The sequence below is a fragment of the Leptospira fluminis genome, assembly GCF_004771275.1.
GTDB lineage: Bacteria > Spirochaetota > Leptospiria > Leptospirales > Leptospiraceae > Leptospira_B > Leptospira_B fluminis.
This window is the reverse complement of sequence record NZ_RQEV01000001.1, coordinates 107157-123167: the sequence shown is the minus strand read 5'-3', so window position 1 is coordinate 123167 and position 16011 is coordinate 107157. Positions and strand designations below refer to the sequence as shown.

At 48.2% G+C, this 16011-nt stretch carries 9 protein-coding genes; 7 read left to right on the top strand and 2 right to left on the bottom strand.

Going from position 1 to position 16011, the window contains the following annotated elements; translation table 11 throughout:
- Positions 1 to 25 precede the first annotated feature (25 nt).
- The 4 genes from rpoB (at position 26) to rpsG (ending at position 8861) form a co-directional block, all read left to right on the top strand.
- Positions 26 to 3706 (top strand): DNA-directed RNA polymerase subunit beta, encoded by a 3681-nt coding sequence (gene rpoB / locus EHO61_RS00610; protein WP_135811711.1) that lies wholly within the window; start codon positions 26 to 28, stop codon positions 3704 to 3706.
- Between the two features lie 11 nt (positions 3707 to 3717).
- Positions 3718 to 7923, top strand: a complete 4206-nt coding sequence (gene rpoC, locus EHO61_RS00605; RefSeq protein WP_135811710.1) for a DNA-directed RNA polymerase subunit beta' — start codon at positions 3718 to 3720, stop codon at positions 7921 to 7923.
- A 75-nt stretch (positions 7924 to 7998) separates the two neighbouring features.
- A complete protein-coding gene (gene rpsL / locus EHO61_RS00600; protein ID WP_040510012.1) occupies positions 7999 to 8373 on the top strand; it encodes a 30S ribosomal protein S12 in 375 nt (124 codons plus the stop codon).
- A 14-nt stretch (positions 8374 to 8387) separates the two neighbouring features.
- The gene (rpsG, locus tag EHO61_RS00595; RefSeq protein ID WP_135811709.1) at positions 8388 to 8861 is read left to right on the top strand and encodes a 30S ribosomal protein S7; all 474 of its coding nucleotides are present in this window, start codon (positions 8388 to 8390) and stop codon (positions 8859 to 8861) included.
- A gap of 304 nt (positions 8862 to 9165) precedes the next feature.
- Here rpsG and EHO61_RS00590 read toward each other — a convergent pair whose 3' ends face one another.
- On the bottom strand, positions 9166 to 10674 hold the full coding sequence (locus EHO61_RS00590) for a metallophosphoesterase (RefSeq protein ID WP_135811708.1): 1509 nt from the start codon (positions 10672 to 10674) through the stop codon (positions 9166 to 9168).
- Between the two features lie 114 nt (positions 10675 to 10788).
- Here EHO61_RS00590 and EHO61_RS00585 point away from each other — a divergent pair, with 114 nt between their 5' ends.
- Both EHO61_RS00585 and EHO61_RS00580 read left to right on the top strand, forming a co-directional pair.
- Positions 10789 to 12501, top strand: a complete 1713-nt coding sequence (locus EHO61_RS00585) for a GMC oxidoreductase (RefSeq protein WP_135811815.1) — start codon at positions 10789 to 10791, stop codon at positions 12499 to 12501.
- Between the two features lie 25 nt (positions 12502 to 12526).
- Positions 12527 to 14317, top strand: a complete 1791-nt coding sequence (locus EHO61_RS00580; protein WP_135811707.1) for an alpha/beta fold hydrolase — start codon at positions 12527 to 12529, stop codon at positions 14315 to 14317.
- 31 nt (positions 14318 to 14348) lie between these two features.
- Here EHO61_RS00580 and EHO61_RS00575 read toward each other — a convergent pair whose 3' ends face one another.
- The gene (locus EHO61_RS00575) at positions 14349 to 15083 is read right to left on the bottom strand and encodes a hypothetical protein (RefSeq protein WP_135811706.1); all 735 of its coding nucleotides are present in this window, start codon (positions 15081 to 15083) and stop codon (positions 14349 to 14351) included.
- A 78-nt stretch (positions 15084 to 15161) separates the two neighbouring features.
- On the opposite strand from EHO61_RS00575, the gene EHO61_RS00570 reads away from it, so the two are divergent.
- A complete protein-coding gene (locus EHO61_RS00570) occupies positions 15162 to 16010 on the top strand; it encodes an SDR family NAD(P)-dependent oxidoreductase (protein WP_135811705.1) in 849 nt (282 codons plus the stop codon).
- The last annotated feature ends 1 nt before the right edge of the window (position 16011 follow it).

The following is a 16011-nucleotide window of genomic DNA, read 5'->3' as shown; positions in this document are numbered from 1 at the left end:
TTTACGTTTCATCAGGGGGCATCCGATGTATGGTCAAGTAGAGAGAAAACGGGTAAATTTCGGAAAGATAACCAATCTAGATTACCTTTCCAACTTGATTCAAATTCAAAAGAAGTCCTTCGATTGGTTCCTTCAATCCGAAGTTAAGGATCCTACTAAAAGGAAGAGCCAAGGCTTAGAAGCGGTTTTCCGCGAAACTTTCCCGATCGAAAGCCCGAACAACGATATGGTGATGGAATACAGTCACTACGTTCTGGGCGACCCCAAAAAATCCCCGCAAGAATGCAAGGATACCGACGCGACTTTCGCACTTCCTTTGAAGGCGGTGATCCGCCTAATCATCAAGGAAACCGGAGAAATCCGCGAGCAAATCGTTTACATGGGAGATCTTCCCGTGATGACCGAGCAGGGAACTTTCATCATCAACGGAGCGGAGCGCGTCGTGGTCAGCCAGTTGCACCGTTCTCCCGGGATTTTCTTTTCCTATGATGCGGAAAGAGATACGTATTCCGCCCGAGTCATTCCCTACCGCGGATCCTGGTTGGAATTCGAGATGGATAACAAGGGAATCCTGGTCGCGAAAATCGACAGAAAGAAAAAATTCCCCGCGACTCTACTCGTAAAGTCTCTCGGTCACGGGACCAACGAAGAGATTCTTCGTCTTTTTTACAAAGCCTCCAAAGCGAAACTGGCGGGAGGAAGCTCTCGGGAGTTGAAACGATTGATCGGTCGTCGTGTTATCGCGGACGTGATCAACATGGAAACCGGAGAGGTTATGCTCGAAGCCGGTTCCAAGATCAACGAGGACAATATCTCCATCCTGAAAGAGATGAAGGTAAAGGAAGTCGAACTGGTGGAATTCCCCAGGGAAAAAGACAATCCTGTTCTCGTAAATTGTCTGGAAAAAGACGGAGTCAACGATTACGAAGACGCTGTCCTGAAATTCCATGGGATCATGAGACCGGGAGAACCTTCCACAGTTGAAAACGCGGAAACGGAACTGAATCGTCTCTTCTTCTCCCCAAAAACCTTCGATCTAGGCGACGTAGGTCGTTATAAGATCAATAGCAAGTTCGAGTTCAACAACCCGAAGGAATTCTCCAATGCGCGCGAAAGGGTTCTGCGCCCCGCGGACATTATCGAGACCGTACGCTACCTTCTGAATCTGATTTCCGAAACCGAGAATTACTATCCGGACGATATCGACCACCTAGGAAACCGTAGGATTCGTTCGGTCGGCGAGCTGATCGCCAACCAACTGAAAGTCGGGTTTACCCGTGTGGAGCGCGTAATCAAAGAGCGTATGACGGTTCAGGAAGTCGGAACCCAAACTCCGCAACTTCTGATCTCCATCAAGCCGATCACCGCGGTTATCAACGAATTCTTCGGCTCCAGCCAACTGTCTCAGTTCATGGACCAGACCAATCCCTTGGCGGAGCTTACGCACAAACGTCGTTTGAACGCCCTCGGTCCCGGAGGTCTTTCCAGAGACAGAGCCGGCTTCGAAGTTCGAGACGTTCACTACAGTCACTACGGCCGTATGTGTCCGATCGAAACTCCGGAAGGTCCGAACATCGGTTTGATTCTCTCAATGTCTTCTTATGCGAGAGTGAACGATTACGGATTCCTGGAAACTCCTTACAGAGTTGTAAAAAACAGCAAGGTATCCAATAACATAGAATACTTAACCGCGGATAAGGAAGAATATCATTTTATCGCGGTATCTTCTTCTCCTGTGGACGAGAAAGGAGAGTTTAAGAATAAACTGATTTCTACTCGCCACAGATCGGATTACCCTTTCCGGAATCCGAACGAGATCCAGTACATGGATTTGGCTCCTATGCAGGTGGTTTCCGTTTCGACCGCTTTGATTCCGTTTTTGGAACACGACGACGCCAACCGGGCTCTCATGGGTTCCAACATGCAACGTCAGGCGGTTCCTCTATTGCGTCAGGAAGCTCCTTACGTAGGAACGGGAATGGAAACCCGCGCGGCCTATGATTCACGGATCTGTATCATTTCGAAACATGACGGATACGTAAAATACGTGGACGCGGAAAAGGTCGTAATCGAACAGAAGAGCGGAAAGGAATCCGATACCTACGATCTTACGAAATTCAAAAAGACCAACCAGGGAACCTGTTTTAACCAGACTCCGGTGGTCGGAGTCATCCATTCCGAAATCGACGGAAAAGTATCCAAGGTCACGAAGGAAAAGATCGAAGTCACTGCGGATAACGGAAGCGTTCGGGAATACAACCTGACCTCCGGTTCCAAGCAATACCATCCGATCATTTCCAACGGGGAAGAGGTTCGCAGAGGAACCACCCTCGCCGGACAAATCGTGTCCGGCGAGAGAATGGACGAGCTCGGTAATATTCTGCAAAAAGGAACCGTGCTTGCCGACGGACCCGCCGTGGATAACGGCACCTTGGCTCTGGGAAGAAACGTTCTAGTTGCATTCATGCCTTGGGAAGGATACAACTTCGAGGACGCCATTCTCATTTCCGAGAAGGTTGTGAAGGACGACATTTTCTCCTCGATTCACATCGAGGAATTCGAGATCCAAGCTCGGGAAACCAAGCTAGGCCAGGAGCAGATCACCCGGGACATTCCCAATCTTTCCGACAAAGCATTCCGTGATTTGGACGAATCCGGAGTGATCCGAATCGGAGCGGAAGTGAAACCGGGAGATATTCTAGTCGGGATGGTAACTCCGAAAGGGGAAACCGATCTGACGCCGGAATACAAACTTCTACATTCCATCTTCGGGGAAAAGGCAAAAGAAGTAAGGGATTCCTCTCTTCGTATGCCGAACGGCTTCGAAGGAACCGTGATCGATATCAAGCGATTCTCCCGCGAGAAGGGAGACGAACTTCCCGCCGGTGTGGAAGAGATGGTCAAGGTCTTTGTTGCGCGCAAACGTAAGCTTCTCGTCGGAGACAAGATGGCCGGTCGCCACGGAAACAAGGGCGTCGTCGCGAGAATCATGGCCGAAGAGGACATGCCTTATATGGAAGACGGCACTCCGATGGATATCGTATTGAATCCGTTGGGAGTTCCTTCCCGGATGAACTTGGGACAGATCTTCGAAACCCAATTAGGTCTTGCTGCGAGCCGGCTCGGAATCAATTTCGAGACCCCGGTCTTTGACGGAGCCACTGAGGCGGACGTAGAGAAATACTGCAAGGAAGCGAATCTTCCTCTCAGTTCCAAATTCAAATTGTATGACGGACGTACCGGTCTCCCTTTCATGAACGAAGTGTTCTGCGGATATATTTACATGTTGAAGCTGGCTCACTTGGTGGACGACAAGATCCACGCCCGTTCTACCGGACCGTACTCTCTGGTTACTCAGCAACCTCTCGGCGGTAAGGCTCAATTCGGAGGGCAGCGTTTGGGAGAGATGGAAGTTTGGGCATTGGAAGCCTATGGAGCCTCCCACACTCTGCAGGAGCTCCTGACCATCAAATCCGACGATATGTTGGGAAGGGCGAGAATTTACGAGGCAATCGTAAAAGGAATCCATTCCATCAAACCCGGAATTCCGGAATCCTTCAACGTATTAGTACAGGAACTCAGGGGACTTGCCCTGGATATCGTCATCACCGACTCCGAAGGGAATACGGTGGATATCTCGGATTACGAGGACGAATATTCCAAGAGCAAGAAGAAGATTAAATTCGAGACGATCGAGAACGCTTAAGGACGGGTAGAATGAGATCCAATAACGACTTCGAATCCATTACAATCAGATTAGCCTCCCCGGAAAGGATCAAGGAATGGTCCTACGGGGAAGTCAAGAAACCGGAGACCATCAACTACCGGACCTTGAAACCGGAAAGAGACGGTTTGTTCTGCGAGAAAATTTTCGGGACCACCAAGGATTGGGAATGTTACTGCGGTAAATTCAAATCCATCCGTTACAAAGGAGTGGTTTGCGACAAATGCGGGGTGGAAGTAACGCACTCCAAAGTTCGTCGCGAACGTATGGGGCATATCGAATTGGCGGCCCCTGTGTCCCATATCTGGTACTATCGCTCCGTTCCTTCCCGCATGGGTCTGCTCTTGGACATGACCATCAATCAACTCAAGAGCGTACTGTATTTCGAAAAATACGTAATCATCGACCCGGCCGATACCGGCAGGAATAGGGGAGAGCTCATCGATGAAGAGGAATACCACGCATACCTGGACGAATACGGCGATAAGTTCGTAGCCGGAATTGGAGCGGACGCGATCAAGGAACTCCTCTCTCGCATAGATGTCGATGCGGAAGCGCGTATCATCCGCCAAAAGATCCAAGATAAGGAAAAGATCACCGATAAAAGGATCCTGAAACGTCTGGAAGTATTGGAAGCGTTCCGGGATTCCGGAAACCGTCCGGAATGGATGGTGCTCGACGTAGTGCCCGTGATTCCGCCGGAACTTCGTCCTATGGTCCAGCTTGAAGGCGGGCGCTTTGCCACTTCCGACCTGAACGACCTGTATCGTCGCGTAATCAACAGGAATAACCGTCTAAAACGTCTTCTCGCTCTGAAAGCTCCGGAGATCATCGTCCGGAACGAAAAACGGATGTTGCAGGAGGCGGTGGACGCCCTTTTCGACAATAGCCGTCGTAAAAGAACCGTAAAAGGGAAAGGAAACCGTCCTCTCAAATCCATTTCGGATATGTTGAAGGGAAAACAAGGCCGTTTCCGCCAAAACCTTTTGGGTAAGAGGGTGGATTACTCCGGTCGTTCCGTGATCGTGGTCGGTCCCGAGCTGAAATACCACGAGATGGGTCTTCCTAAGAAGATGGCTCTGGAATTATTTAAGCCTTTTATAATGAAACGTTTGGTGGATTTGGACTTGGCTCCGAACATCAAGTCCGCAAAGAAGAAAGTCGAGGCGGAAGAAAAAGAGGTCTTCGACGTTCTGGAAACGGTGGTAAAAGAGCACCCGGTCATGTTGAACCGTGCTCCGACCCTGCACCGTTTGGGAATCCAAGCCTTTTTACCGGTTCTGGTGGAAGGGAAGGCGATCAAGTTGCATCCTCTCGTCTGCCACGCCTTCAATGCGGACTTCGACGGTGACCAGATGGCGATCCACGTTCCGCTGACCCCTAAGGCTCAGTTGGAAGTATGGATGCTCATGCTTTCTCCGCACAATATCCTGAATCCGGCCAATGGACACCCGATCTGCGGTCCGACCCAGGATATCGTATTAGGAATTTATTATTTAACTTCCGAGCTTCCCTCCGAAGCGGGTGTTCCCCTCAAGTCCTTCGCGAATTTGGACGAGGTGATCTATGCGATCGATAGAGGAGTGATCGAATATCGGACCAAAGTCTCCGTTCTTCACCAAGGTAAAATCCTGGAGACTACCCCGGGAAGATTGATCTTCAACACGGTTTTACCGGAAGGATATCCTTACGTGAACCGTGCTCTTTCCGATAAGGAGACCAATAGAATTATTGCCGAAGTCTACGAGAAGTACGGCCCGGCTCAAACGGTCCTGATGCTGGATGATATAAAAAAATTAGGATATCGTTACGCTACGATCTTTAGCCCGACCATCTCCATCGAGGACATTCGCGTATCTCCGGGAAAAGTCACCCTTGTGGGCGACGCGAACAAGGAAGTGGAGCGTGCCGACGGCGAGTATCGGAAAGGGATCATCACCAACGAGGAACGTAAGAAGAAAGTGATCGAGATCTGGACTAAGACCAACGATCTGATCACCGACTCCATGTTCAAGGAATTGGAAAAGGACAAGGGCGGATACAATCCGGTCTTTATTATGGCGGCATCCGGAGCGCGGGGTTCCAAACAGCAGATCCGTCAGTTGGCGGGGATGCGGGGACTCATGGCCAAACCTTCCGGAGAAATCATCGAGTTGGCAATCCGCTCCAACTTCCGCGAAGGATTGAGCGTGTTGGAATTTTTCATTTCCACTCACGGAGCTCGGAAGGGTCTTGCGGACACCGCTTTGAAAACCGCGGACGCCGGATATCTCACCCGTCGTTTGGTGGATATTTCCCAAGACGTGATCGTTACTGAAGACGATTGCGGAACGGAGGAATCCATCACTTTAGGAACCGTTAAAGAAGGGGAGAACGTCATCGTCTCCCTCAGCGATCGTGTCTTTGGCCGTTATACCGCCGAGGACATCGTCGATCCGGTTTCCGAGGACGTGGTTTATCCGAAAAACACCCTGATTACCCGGGAAGTGGGACAGAAGCTGGAGAACCTTGGTTACGAAAGAATCAAAGTTCGTTCTCCCCTTACCTGCGAAGCCCGTTGGGGAATTTGTATAAAGTGCTACGGTATGGACATGGCTCGTCTGACTCCGGCGGAGATCGGAGAGGCAGTCGGAACCATCGCCGCGCAATCCATCGGTCAGCCGGGTACCCAGTTGACCATGCGTACCTTCCACATCGGTGGTGCGGCTTCCGCAAAGGTCCAGGAAAAGGAACACAAAGTCGGTTATCGCGCAGTAGTAAACGCAATCAACGGACGAACTCTTTCCACTTCGGACCGGGGGATCGTCTTTACTCGCCGCGGATCCATCGTAGTCCAAAGATTGATCCAACAGTTCAAGACTTCCGATCTTACCAACCTGAGGGTGGAAGACGGGCAGAAAGTCGACAAAGGCGAATTGGTTGCGACTCTCGCTTCCGGAGAAAACGTCACTTCCGAAGCTCCAGGAACGGTTAAGATCGACAACGGTCTCTTCCGGATCCTCGGAGAAGAGGCGGTCGTCCCTGTTAAAACGGGAACGACTCTGAATGTCAAAGTAAGCGATATCACCGAGCCAAACCAAGCTCTTGCTGAATTCGACCCGTACAACGAGATCGGTGTCACCGAAGTCGAGGGTGTCGCGTCTTGGGTCGATCTGGAAGTGGGTAAGAACCTTCGCCGGGACGAGGACATCAAGACTTCAAACGTCATTTACAAGGTTATCGAGCAGCGTAGGGAAAAACTCGTGCCTAGAGTCGTAGTTGCGACCGGCGGAACTCGTGAAGAATATCTGGTTCCGGTGGATGCGATTCTATCCATTCAGAACGGAGATAAGGTAAAAGCGGGAGACATTCTCTTCAAAATTCCGACCGTCGCGGAAAAAACCCGGGACATTACCGGGGGTCTTCCTCGCGTAGACGAACTCTTCGAAGCGCGTCGTCCGAAAGATGCCACTACCTTGGCCGAAATGGACGGAAAAATCGAGGATAACGGAGAGGTCGTAAAAGAGAAACGGGTCCTTTATATCGTTCCCGATAACCCGGATATGGACAAAGTCAAGGTCACCATCCCGATCGGAAAACAACTTCGCGTGCGTCACGGAGACTTCGTCAAACGCGGAGATCAATTGGACGACGGAAACCTGGATCCGCACGATATTCTTCGTGTGAAGGGTGTTACCGCTCTACAGGTGTATCTGGTCCAAGAGGTCCAAGAGGTTTATCGCCTTCAAGGGGTGCATATCAACGATAAGCATATCGAAGTGGTTGTACGTCAGATGATGCGCAAAGTATTGATCACCGACTCGGGCGATACTTCTTTCGTAAACCAACAACAGGTGGATCGCTTCTCCTTTGTAGAGGAAAACAAGAGGGTCGTCACCGAGGGAGGGTCTCCGGCACAATCGGTTCCGATTCTACTCGGTTTGACCAAAGCGTCGCTGAATACCGAATCTTTCTTTTCCGCTGCGTCCTTCCAGGAAACCACCAAGGTCCTTACGGATGCCGCGATCAAAGGAAAGACGGACAATCTTCTCGGACTTAAGGAAAACGTGATTATCGGTCACATGATTCCTGCAGGAACCGGGATGAGGAAGTATCGGGACGTCGCAGTCTTTAAGGAAACTTACGGAGATCTGGATCAGCCGATCGAGGTAGAAGAGGAAGAAATTCCTCCTGCGATACCGGAAGATACGGAGAACTAAAGAGATTTACAACGGAGAGGGTACTGACGATCTGGTAAAATCGGGTCGTCACCCGCCTAAAAATAGAAGGGATTCATGCCTACAATTAGCCAATTGATACGCCACGGCCGGAAGAAGCAGAAGAATAAATCTAAATCTCCCGCCCTCAAGAGTAGCCCCCAACGCAGGGGTGTATGTACTAGGGTGACCACGTTCACACCTAAGAAACCGAACTCCGCTATGAGAAAAGTAGCGAGGGTGCGTTTGACCACCGGGATCGAAGTGACCGCTTATATCCCCGGCGAGGGACATAACCTGCAGGAACACAACGTGGTACTGATCCGCGGGGGAAGGGTCAAAGACCTTCCAGGGGTTCGTTATCATATTATCCGTGGTACCTTGGATACCCTAGGTATCGATAAACGTCGTAAGGGCCGTTCCAAATACGGAACGAAGAAACCCAAGGCGTAACGAGGAGATAGGGAATGTCCAGAAGAAGAGGAAAAGTCGAGCCCCGCAAGATCCAACCGGATTCCGTTTATGGGGACGCGCATGTCGCCAAATTCATCAACTGTCTTATGGTGGATGGTAAAAAATCCGTAGCGGAAAAACTGTTTTATAACGCTTTAGAATTGATCCAGAAGAAGACAGGAAACGATCCTTACGTCACTTTCAAGGAAGCTCTCGAAAACGTGAAGCCTCAAGTCGAGGTAAAATCGCGTCGGGTCGGGGGAGTTACCTATCAGGTTCCGATCGAAGTTCGTCCGGAACGTCGCTTGGCTCTGGGAATCCGCTGGTTGATCCGGTATTCCAGGGATAGGAACGAAAAAGGAATGGCGAATAAACTCGCTGCGGAATTCATCGAGGCGCAAAAAGGCACCGGTTCCGCTATCAAGAAAAAGGAAGATATCCGGAAGATGGCCGACGCCAACAAGGCGTTCAGCCACTATCGCTGGTAAAAAGTTTTTGGTACAGGTCCGGTTTCGTACCGGGCCTTCAAAGGTCGAGCGGATTGCGATTCGCTCGGAATCCCGAATCGGATTGGGGAGGCATTTGCCTCCCTTTTTTATTTAATGGGGGTTAGTTAGAAAAGCCTGTAGGCCCTCTGCTCGCGTCTCTCTAACGCAAATCTTATTTTTATCTAATTTCTTGCAGGAGCTCCTGCACAAACTTTTCCTAGAAAACGCTTTTCATTTTTCAGAATTTCTGCTATCCGCATTGGGGTACCACCGCACCGGCCCCCACCCAAAGTAGGGTGGGGCCTCACTCCACTACCCGAGCCCTTAGCACCTTTCTTCGCAGCTCGATTTCACTCTCGATTGATTGCGACAATTTCTTAAAACTACGACCCTCCAAATTCACTTTGGCAAGTAGGTCCGTATAAAGTGGATTCCGGTAACCTTCAGGAACATGAAAGGAGGATCGAATATCACCTTCCGTATATGCGTGAAAAGAAACGACGTTTGCATCGTCGTCCACTAAGAGAACCGCACCCCCGTGCGTCTTCATTTTATGAATGGTGTCCACAACCCATCCGCCGGTGTTATAAACGGGTACGGATCGAATCTCTAAACCTAGATCTTCCGAAAGAGTTTCGAACGGTTTATGAGTATGGCCGAATATAAAGGAATAATCCGTCGGGAATTCGCGCCTCGTCTCGGCTTTCCATTGGTTCGGAAGTATGGTCTCGAGGTAAAAGTTCAAATTTTCGATCACTTCCTGGCTTAGGACCGAATCAGACATTCCTCTTTCACTCTGTCCCACGTTCAGGATCGCTTTTTTCAGGAAAAAGGAAAGAGCGTATCTTACCATCCTTTTAAAGAAAGGAAAGACTTTCAGTTTTCGTAATAGATATCCGGAAATGTTATCGCTCAGTTTTCCGACAGCCTTTTCGTCCTGTAACATATCATATATCAATCCGACTCCTTTTCCGACTTTTCCTGATCTGCCTAACGTGGACCAAAAGAAATCGATCCAGGCGAAGTTTTCGTGTTCGAGTTCGTAAATCGAATCGGGTCGGTTAGGTTCCGGTACTGACTGAAACGGTAGCATTCTCGCGATTCGACTTAAGAAGCCGGATTTTTTTTTCGACTTTAACCCTTCCGGTCCGCTTAGTTCAGGGAGAAGAATTCTTTGGATGGAACTCATCAACGAGTAGATGTTTTCCAGAAAATTTCCGTGGGTCAGGAATATGGACCTTCCGCTCTTTCCTCGAATTTCATAATTCGGATAGGCTATCATCACCTTTCCTTGTTTAGATTTGTGATTTCTCCGGAATAGATCGGTCAGGAGATCCGACTCGATCAGATCAGGATCCACCATCTTGGTGGTATGCCAAGGTGCGGAAATATGATCCTTAGGTTTTAGCTTGGAAATATAGTTTGCGTACTGCTTTTCTCGCGCGGTCTCCCAGAGATGATGATCGTGATTTCCCGGTAGATACAGAATTTGGTTGAAAAAGGGGGAGTTCTTTCCGCTATACATACATTCGAGAAAACGTTCGAACGTCATGGCCGCGTCGTTGAGTCCTCCTAAGGCCAATTCCAGTACGTCTCCGAGCAGAATGATCTGCGGTTTTCCTCCCTTGTTAATCGAATTTACGATTTCTTTGATACAATCCGCCAAGTCTCGCAGGACCGGAGAGGTTTTTTGCGCGTCGACGTTGTATCTCGTACCGTTCGGATTCCGAGGGATTTCCTGGATATAGGTTAATAAGCTGTTATAACCTCCCAGATGTATGTCCGAAAGGATGATATATTGGATTCGGCTCATAGATTCTCCGGGGGAAATTTATTCAAAATATAGAAATTAGGGCAATTAATTATTGCAATTATCGGGCAAATAAGACAAATAAGTAAACTTTTCCAGACTAGGGGTGTGTTTCAATTGTACGAGGCGGTCATCATCGGTTCAGGATTCGGCGGAGCAATTACAGCCTGTAGGCTCTCCAGGAAATGGGGTAAGAAAGTTTTAATATTAGAAAGAGGCAAAAGATACCCCAAGGGGTCCTTTCCCCGTTCGCCTCATGCCATGTCCAAGAATTTCTGGAATATTCCCGCGGACCCGAATCCTTACCGAGCAAAGCAATTTAGAAAACTAAACGAGACCGGACTATTCGATATCCGTAACTATCCGAATATGGACGTCGTTCTATCCGCGGGCCTCGGTGGCGGATCCTTGATTTATGCGAACGTATTTCTGGAACCCCCAGATCATGTCTTCGACGAACGTTGGCCTATCGGTACTAAGAGAAAAGACCTGAATCCCTATTATAAAATAGTAAAGGATGTTCTCGGCTCCCGTCCTATTCCCCGAAACGGAGAGAAAAGAAGAAGGGTGGTTCGAACGGAGCTATACGAGAAGTTCGCGAAATCCGTAGGACGAGAATCCAAGTTGGCGAATATTAACGTCTTTTTCGGCAACGATTTCAAGAAACCGTCGGATATAGGACTACAGGAAAAAAACCGTTTCGGAGCAGTTCAGACTTCCTGTACATATTGTGCGGAGTGCGATATCGGTTGTAATACGCATTCGAAGAATACGTTAGACTTGAATTATCTCTTCGTTGCCGAGAACAAATACAAAGCCGAAATTCGAACGGAACATTTAGTCGTTAAAATCGTGCCCTTGGGAAAAGACGGCGGAGAGGATGCAAACTCAACGGGAGAATTCGGCTATAGGGTACATTTTGTAGACCTAGGCAATGATACGCTGCGGCAGGTGGATACGGTCCGAGTGATACTTTCTGCCGGCACTTTGGGATCGACGGAGCTTTTGCTGAAATGCAAGGAACAGTTCAAAACTTTGCCGGCGATTTCGGATCGACTCGGTAAGCGGTTTTCTGGAAACGGAGACTTCCTTTCTTTCGTTATAAAGGGAAAAGATCCGGCCGATCCGAATTACGGCCCTGTCATTACTCAATATACCGATTATAATCTATTCAAAAATTATGACTCTAATCGGGCATTCGTTCTCGAAGACGCGAGCTATCCGGTATTCGCTTCGTATTTTGTGGAAGGAGCCATTCCATGGTTTCTCAGGATCGGATTCTTTTTGAAAATGGCCGGCGAGATTTTCAAACGTTTCATAAACGGAAAAATCTTCGGTCGCATCGGATTTTTGATCGGTGAGACGTTAAAAGGAGATATTTCCTACACTTCGGCCGTTCTGCTTTGTATGGGAATCGATAAATCGGACGGTGAAATGTATCTGGATAAAAAAAGGAAATCTCTCGGGATTTTCTGGCCTCAGAAGAACAGTATGTCTTTGTACGATTCGATTCTCGGAGTGACGAAAAAATTCGCTTCCTTTACGAAAGCCGAATCTAACTTTCCTCTCCCCACTTGGGCTTGGCCGATACGGAACAACGTCACCGTTCATCCGCTCGGAGGATGCGTTCTCGCAACTTCCCCGCAAGAAGGTGTTTGCTCTTCCGATCCGAAAACGTACGGTCAGGTCTTTCATTACAAAGGATTGTATGTCGCGGACGGGAGTCTGATTCCGTCCGCCGTCGGCGCCAATCCGTCCATGACGATTTCCGCATTGTCCGAACGGGTTGCGGAAGCGGTTACAAAAATAAAGCCGTCGGCAAAGCTTTAATACGGATAAATAGGATGCGAGTATCATGACGATTAGAAAAAAAGCACCCAAAGCGGCACCTTCTCTCCCTTCTCCAGTCAGTCTTGAGTTCACCGAAGAAATGAAAGGTTATGTGACTTTTTCTCCGAAAGCATCTTACGAAGACTCTTACACGGCGGGGAAAAAGGAAAAGAATTACCTGATGTTTCATCTAACGATACGGATCAAAGACGTTGCTTTCTTTGTCTATGATCCCGCCGAACGCGGAGAGGCGATCGGCTGGGTGGAAAGTGCCGCTTTGGGCGGTCGTTTGGCGGTGGTCAACGGGACGTTCAATTGTTTCGTAGATAAGGGAGTTCCTTCCCGGAACGTTAAAAATATGCAATATAGGCTCTTCCTTAGGAATTCGAAAGGAGAGGAATACACGTTGAGCGGGCATAAGATCGTCAAGGACGATGGGATTCTCCGCATCTGGAGCGACACTTCCACCCTTTATACCCGGATCTTCAAGGGATTCGTAGAGGAAAAGTTGGAAGTGAAATCCGTGAGGATCGCTGAAGGTATTCTCCATATTCATGAGCTGGATTTCATCAAACAGATGACTACCTTCCGTTCGGACGGAAAAACTTTCGAGGAAAGAAAAAACGCGCTGCTTACGTTCGGAGAATTGTTCGCGGGAAATCTCTGGGAAGTGTATGCCGCTCACTGGGCTAAGGCAGAACCGGAACTTTGGAAAGAAAGGGAAATCCCTCTATTTACGTTGGAAGGTGTAAAAAATTCCGAAGTTACTACCCATTATGTTATTACGGAGGATAAACTTTCCTTAAGCTTATTACGATTTAAGAAAAAGGAATGTAAGGACGTAGTCGTGTTGATGCACGGATTGACCACTTCTTCGGATATGTTCATTATGCCCGAACATAAGAATTTGGTTACCTATCTGCATGAAAACGGATATACCGACGTTTGGAGTTTCGACTGGAGGGGAAGTCTACGATTCGGGTACAATTTAACTCCTCATCGTTATAATCTGGACGACATCGCCTTATACGATGTTCCGGCGGCGGTGAAAAAGATAAGATCGCAAGTCGGAAAGGAAAAGAGAATTCATTTTATCGTTCATTGCGTAGGATCCATCACTTTCTTTATGAGTCTGTTCTCCAAAAAAATAGACGGCATCGCGAGCGTGACTTCCAACAGCGTCTCTCTGACTCCGAACGTCGCTACCTGGTCGAAGATAAAACTGGCATTCGCACCGTTCCTAATTGAGAATGTTTTCCGTTTTCCGAACGTAAATCCGCGCTGGTCTTATCTACCTGGTCCGGCCAGAGGAAAACTTTTTTCCAAATTCATCAGCTTGTTCCATACGGAGTGCGATAATCCGGCTTGTCACATGCTAAGTCTGATGTGGGGGACGGGCTGGCCGGCTTGCTATGAGCACGAAAATCTACCTTCGATCACGCACCGACGGGTCGGAGATCTTTTCGGTGCGACGTCCATGAACTATCATAGGCATATCCGGAAATCCGTCTTTCGAAAAGTGATCGTGAAATACGAAGTCTTAAACAAATCGTACGATTCTTTGCCCAACAACTATCTCGAATATGCAGCGGAAATCTCGACTCCGATCCTATTCATTACGGGGGATAAGAACAAAGTGTTCAAGGATTCCAATATAATTGCGCATGATGTTCTTAAAAGGTTGAAGCCGAATGCAAGAAACGAGCTGTTCATCGCCAGGGGTTACGGACACCAGGATACCTTGATGGGAAAAAACAGCGATAAGGACGTTTTTCCGAAAATCCTGGAATTCATAAAATCCCATTCGCGGAAATGAAAGTGTCGCGAGATCGGAATCCGTTCCGGTCTTAGGCGGTGTTCGAAACCGAAGTTTTGGAAAGGTAAAAAAGCAGGACTCCGGAAAAAACCATATCCGCTAATACCATAAAGGCCATCCAGTTCTCCGATTTTATCAGAAAGGTCATGCAGCCTTTTATGAAAATGGGCAAGGCGAAAAGATTCAAAACTGCGATTCCGATTAGGAAAACTTTTTTTCCTTTCGGGTTTGTGAAACGGAAATTTCTAAGGAAAGCGTAAACGCAAAGTAAGGAAAAGCAGGCTTGTATCGCGAAACCGAGCAAAGGTACTGTCGCGCTGATGCCCAGCTCGGGTTCGGCCGGGTCGAAGGAATAAAGAGGACCGACCTTTGCCGAGCCTGTGACGGGAAAAATCTGTAGATCGTGATCGTGCACTAGAAAGTCGAGGCACCAATGGCCGCTTACGATAAGCGCGATAGGGAGGTAATTGAGGGTCCAATTTTTTTCGAAAAACTTGAGTAGAAAAAAGAAAACGATCCCTATGAAGATTCCTCCGAAAAGGGAATGCGAATATTGTTGGCTCAGCAATTTCATATCCCCGATATACAGGAAGGGGATTTCAATTTTCATATATTCTAATGCAGGAGAAAATCCGAAAGGATTTAGATTTAGAAGGACCCATAGCAGTTCCACTACTTCGGCCCCGATGAGGAAAATCCAAATAGGCGTCTCTTTGAATTTGGATTTTAATAAGAAAGCGGAAGACAAGTGGCCGATTCCAGTCATGGCTGGTATGAATATTGGAATTTCCTAAAAAAGCAATAAATAATTTGCACGCGTTCTCGAATTGTGAAAAATGTGTCTATGGATTCTATACTTATTACCGGTGTGAATTCCGGGGTCGGGTTGGCGCTGACGGAAGCCTTGGTCCAAAAAGGTTTTCACGTTTTCGGTAGTTTGCGTTCCCAAGAGCAAGGAATGGCATTAAAGGAGAAGTTCGGCGACGGATTTTTTCCTTTGCATTTCGACGTTACCGACGAATCGGCGATTCGGAAATCGGCGGAAATCGTAACAAAAGCACTTAAAGGCAAAGGACTTAAAGGAATCGTAAATAATGCCGGTGTGGTAATTCCCGGACCTCTATCCGAAATGCCGGTTTCATCCTTTCGTGATCAGTTGGAAATCAACCTCGTCGGCCCTTTTACCGTGATTCAGAACTTTCTTCCGTTGATCGGAGGAAGAAGGAATTCCGAGCTGCCTCCGGGTAGGGTGGTTAATATCAGTTCTCTTAGCGGAACACGCACCTTTCCTTTTCTCGCCGCCTATTCCGTATCCAAATACGGGCTGGAGGCATTGACGGACGGTTTCCGTCGCGAACTACAGCTTTACGGGATCGACGTGATATCGATCCTTCCGGGACCTATTTTAACGCCGTTAACCGACAAAATAAACGAAGGTTTACATAAGATTTCCATCGGATCCGAATACAGGGATTCCCTTTTGAAATTCATCCAAATAAACGAAAAAAAAGCCAGATCGGGAGTTCCCATGAGGAAGGTGGTCGCCGCAACCCTGGACGCTTTGTTAAGCGACCACCCAAAAACCAGGTATTTTCTAAAAAGTAGCTTCTTGACGGATACGATTCTTCCGAAATATTTACCCACTCGGGTTTTTGACCGGCTGATTTCGAAAGCTTTAGGAATTCAAAAATAAT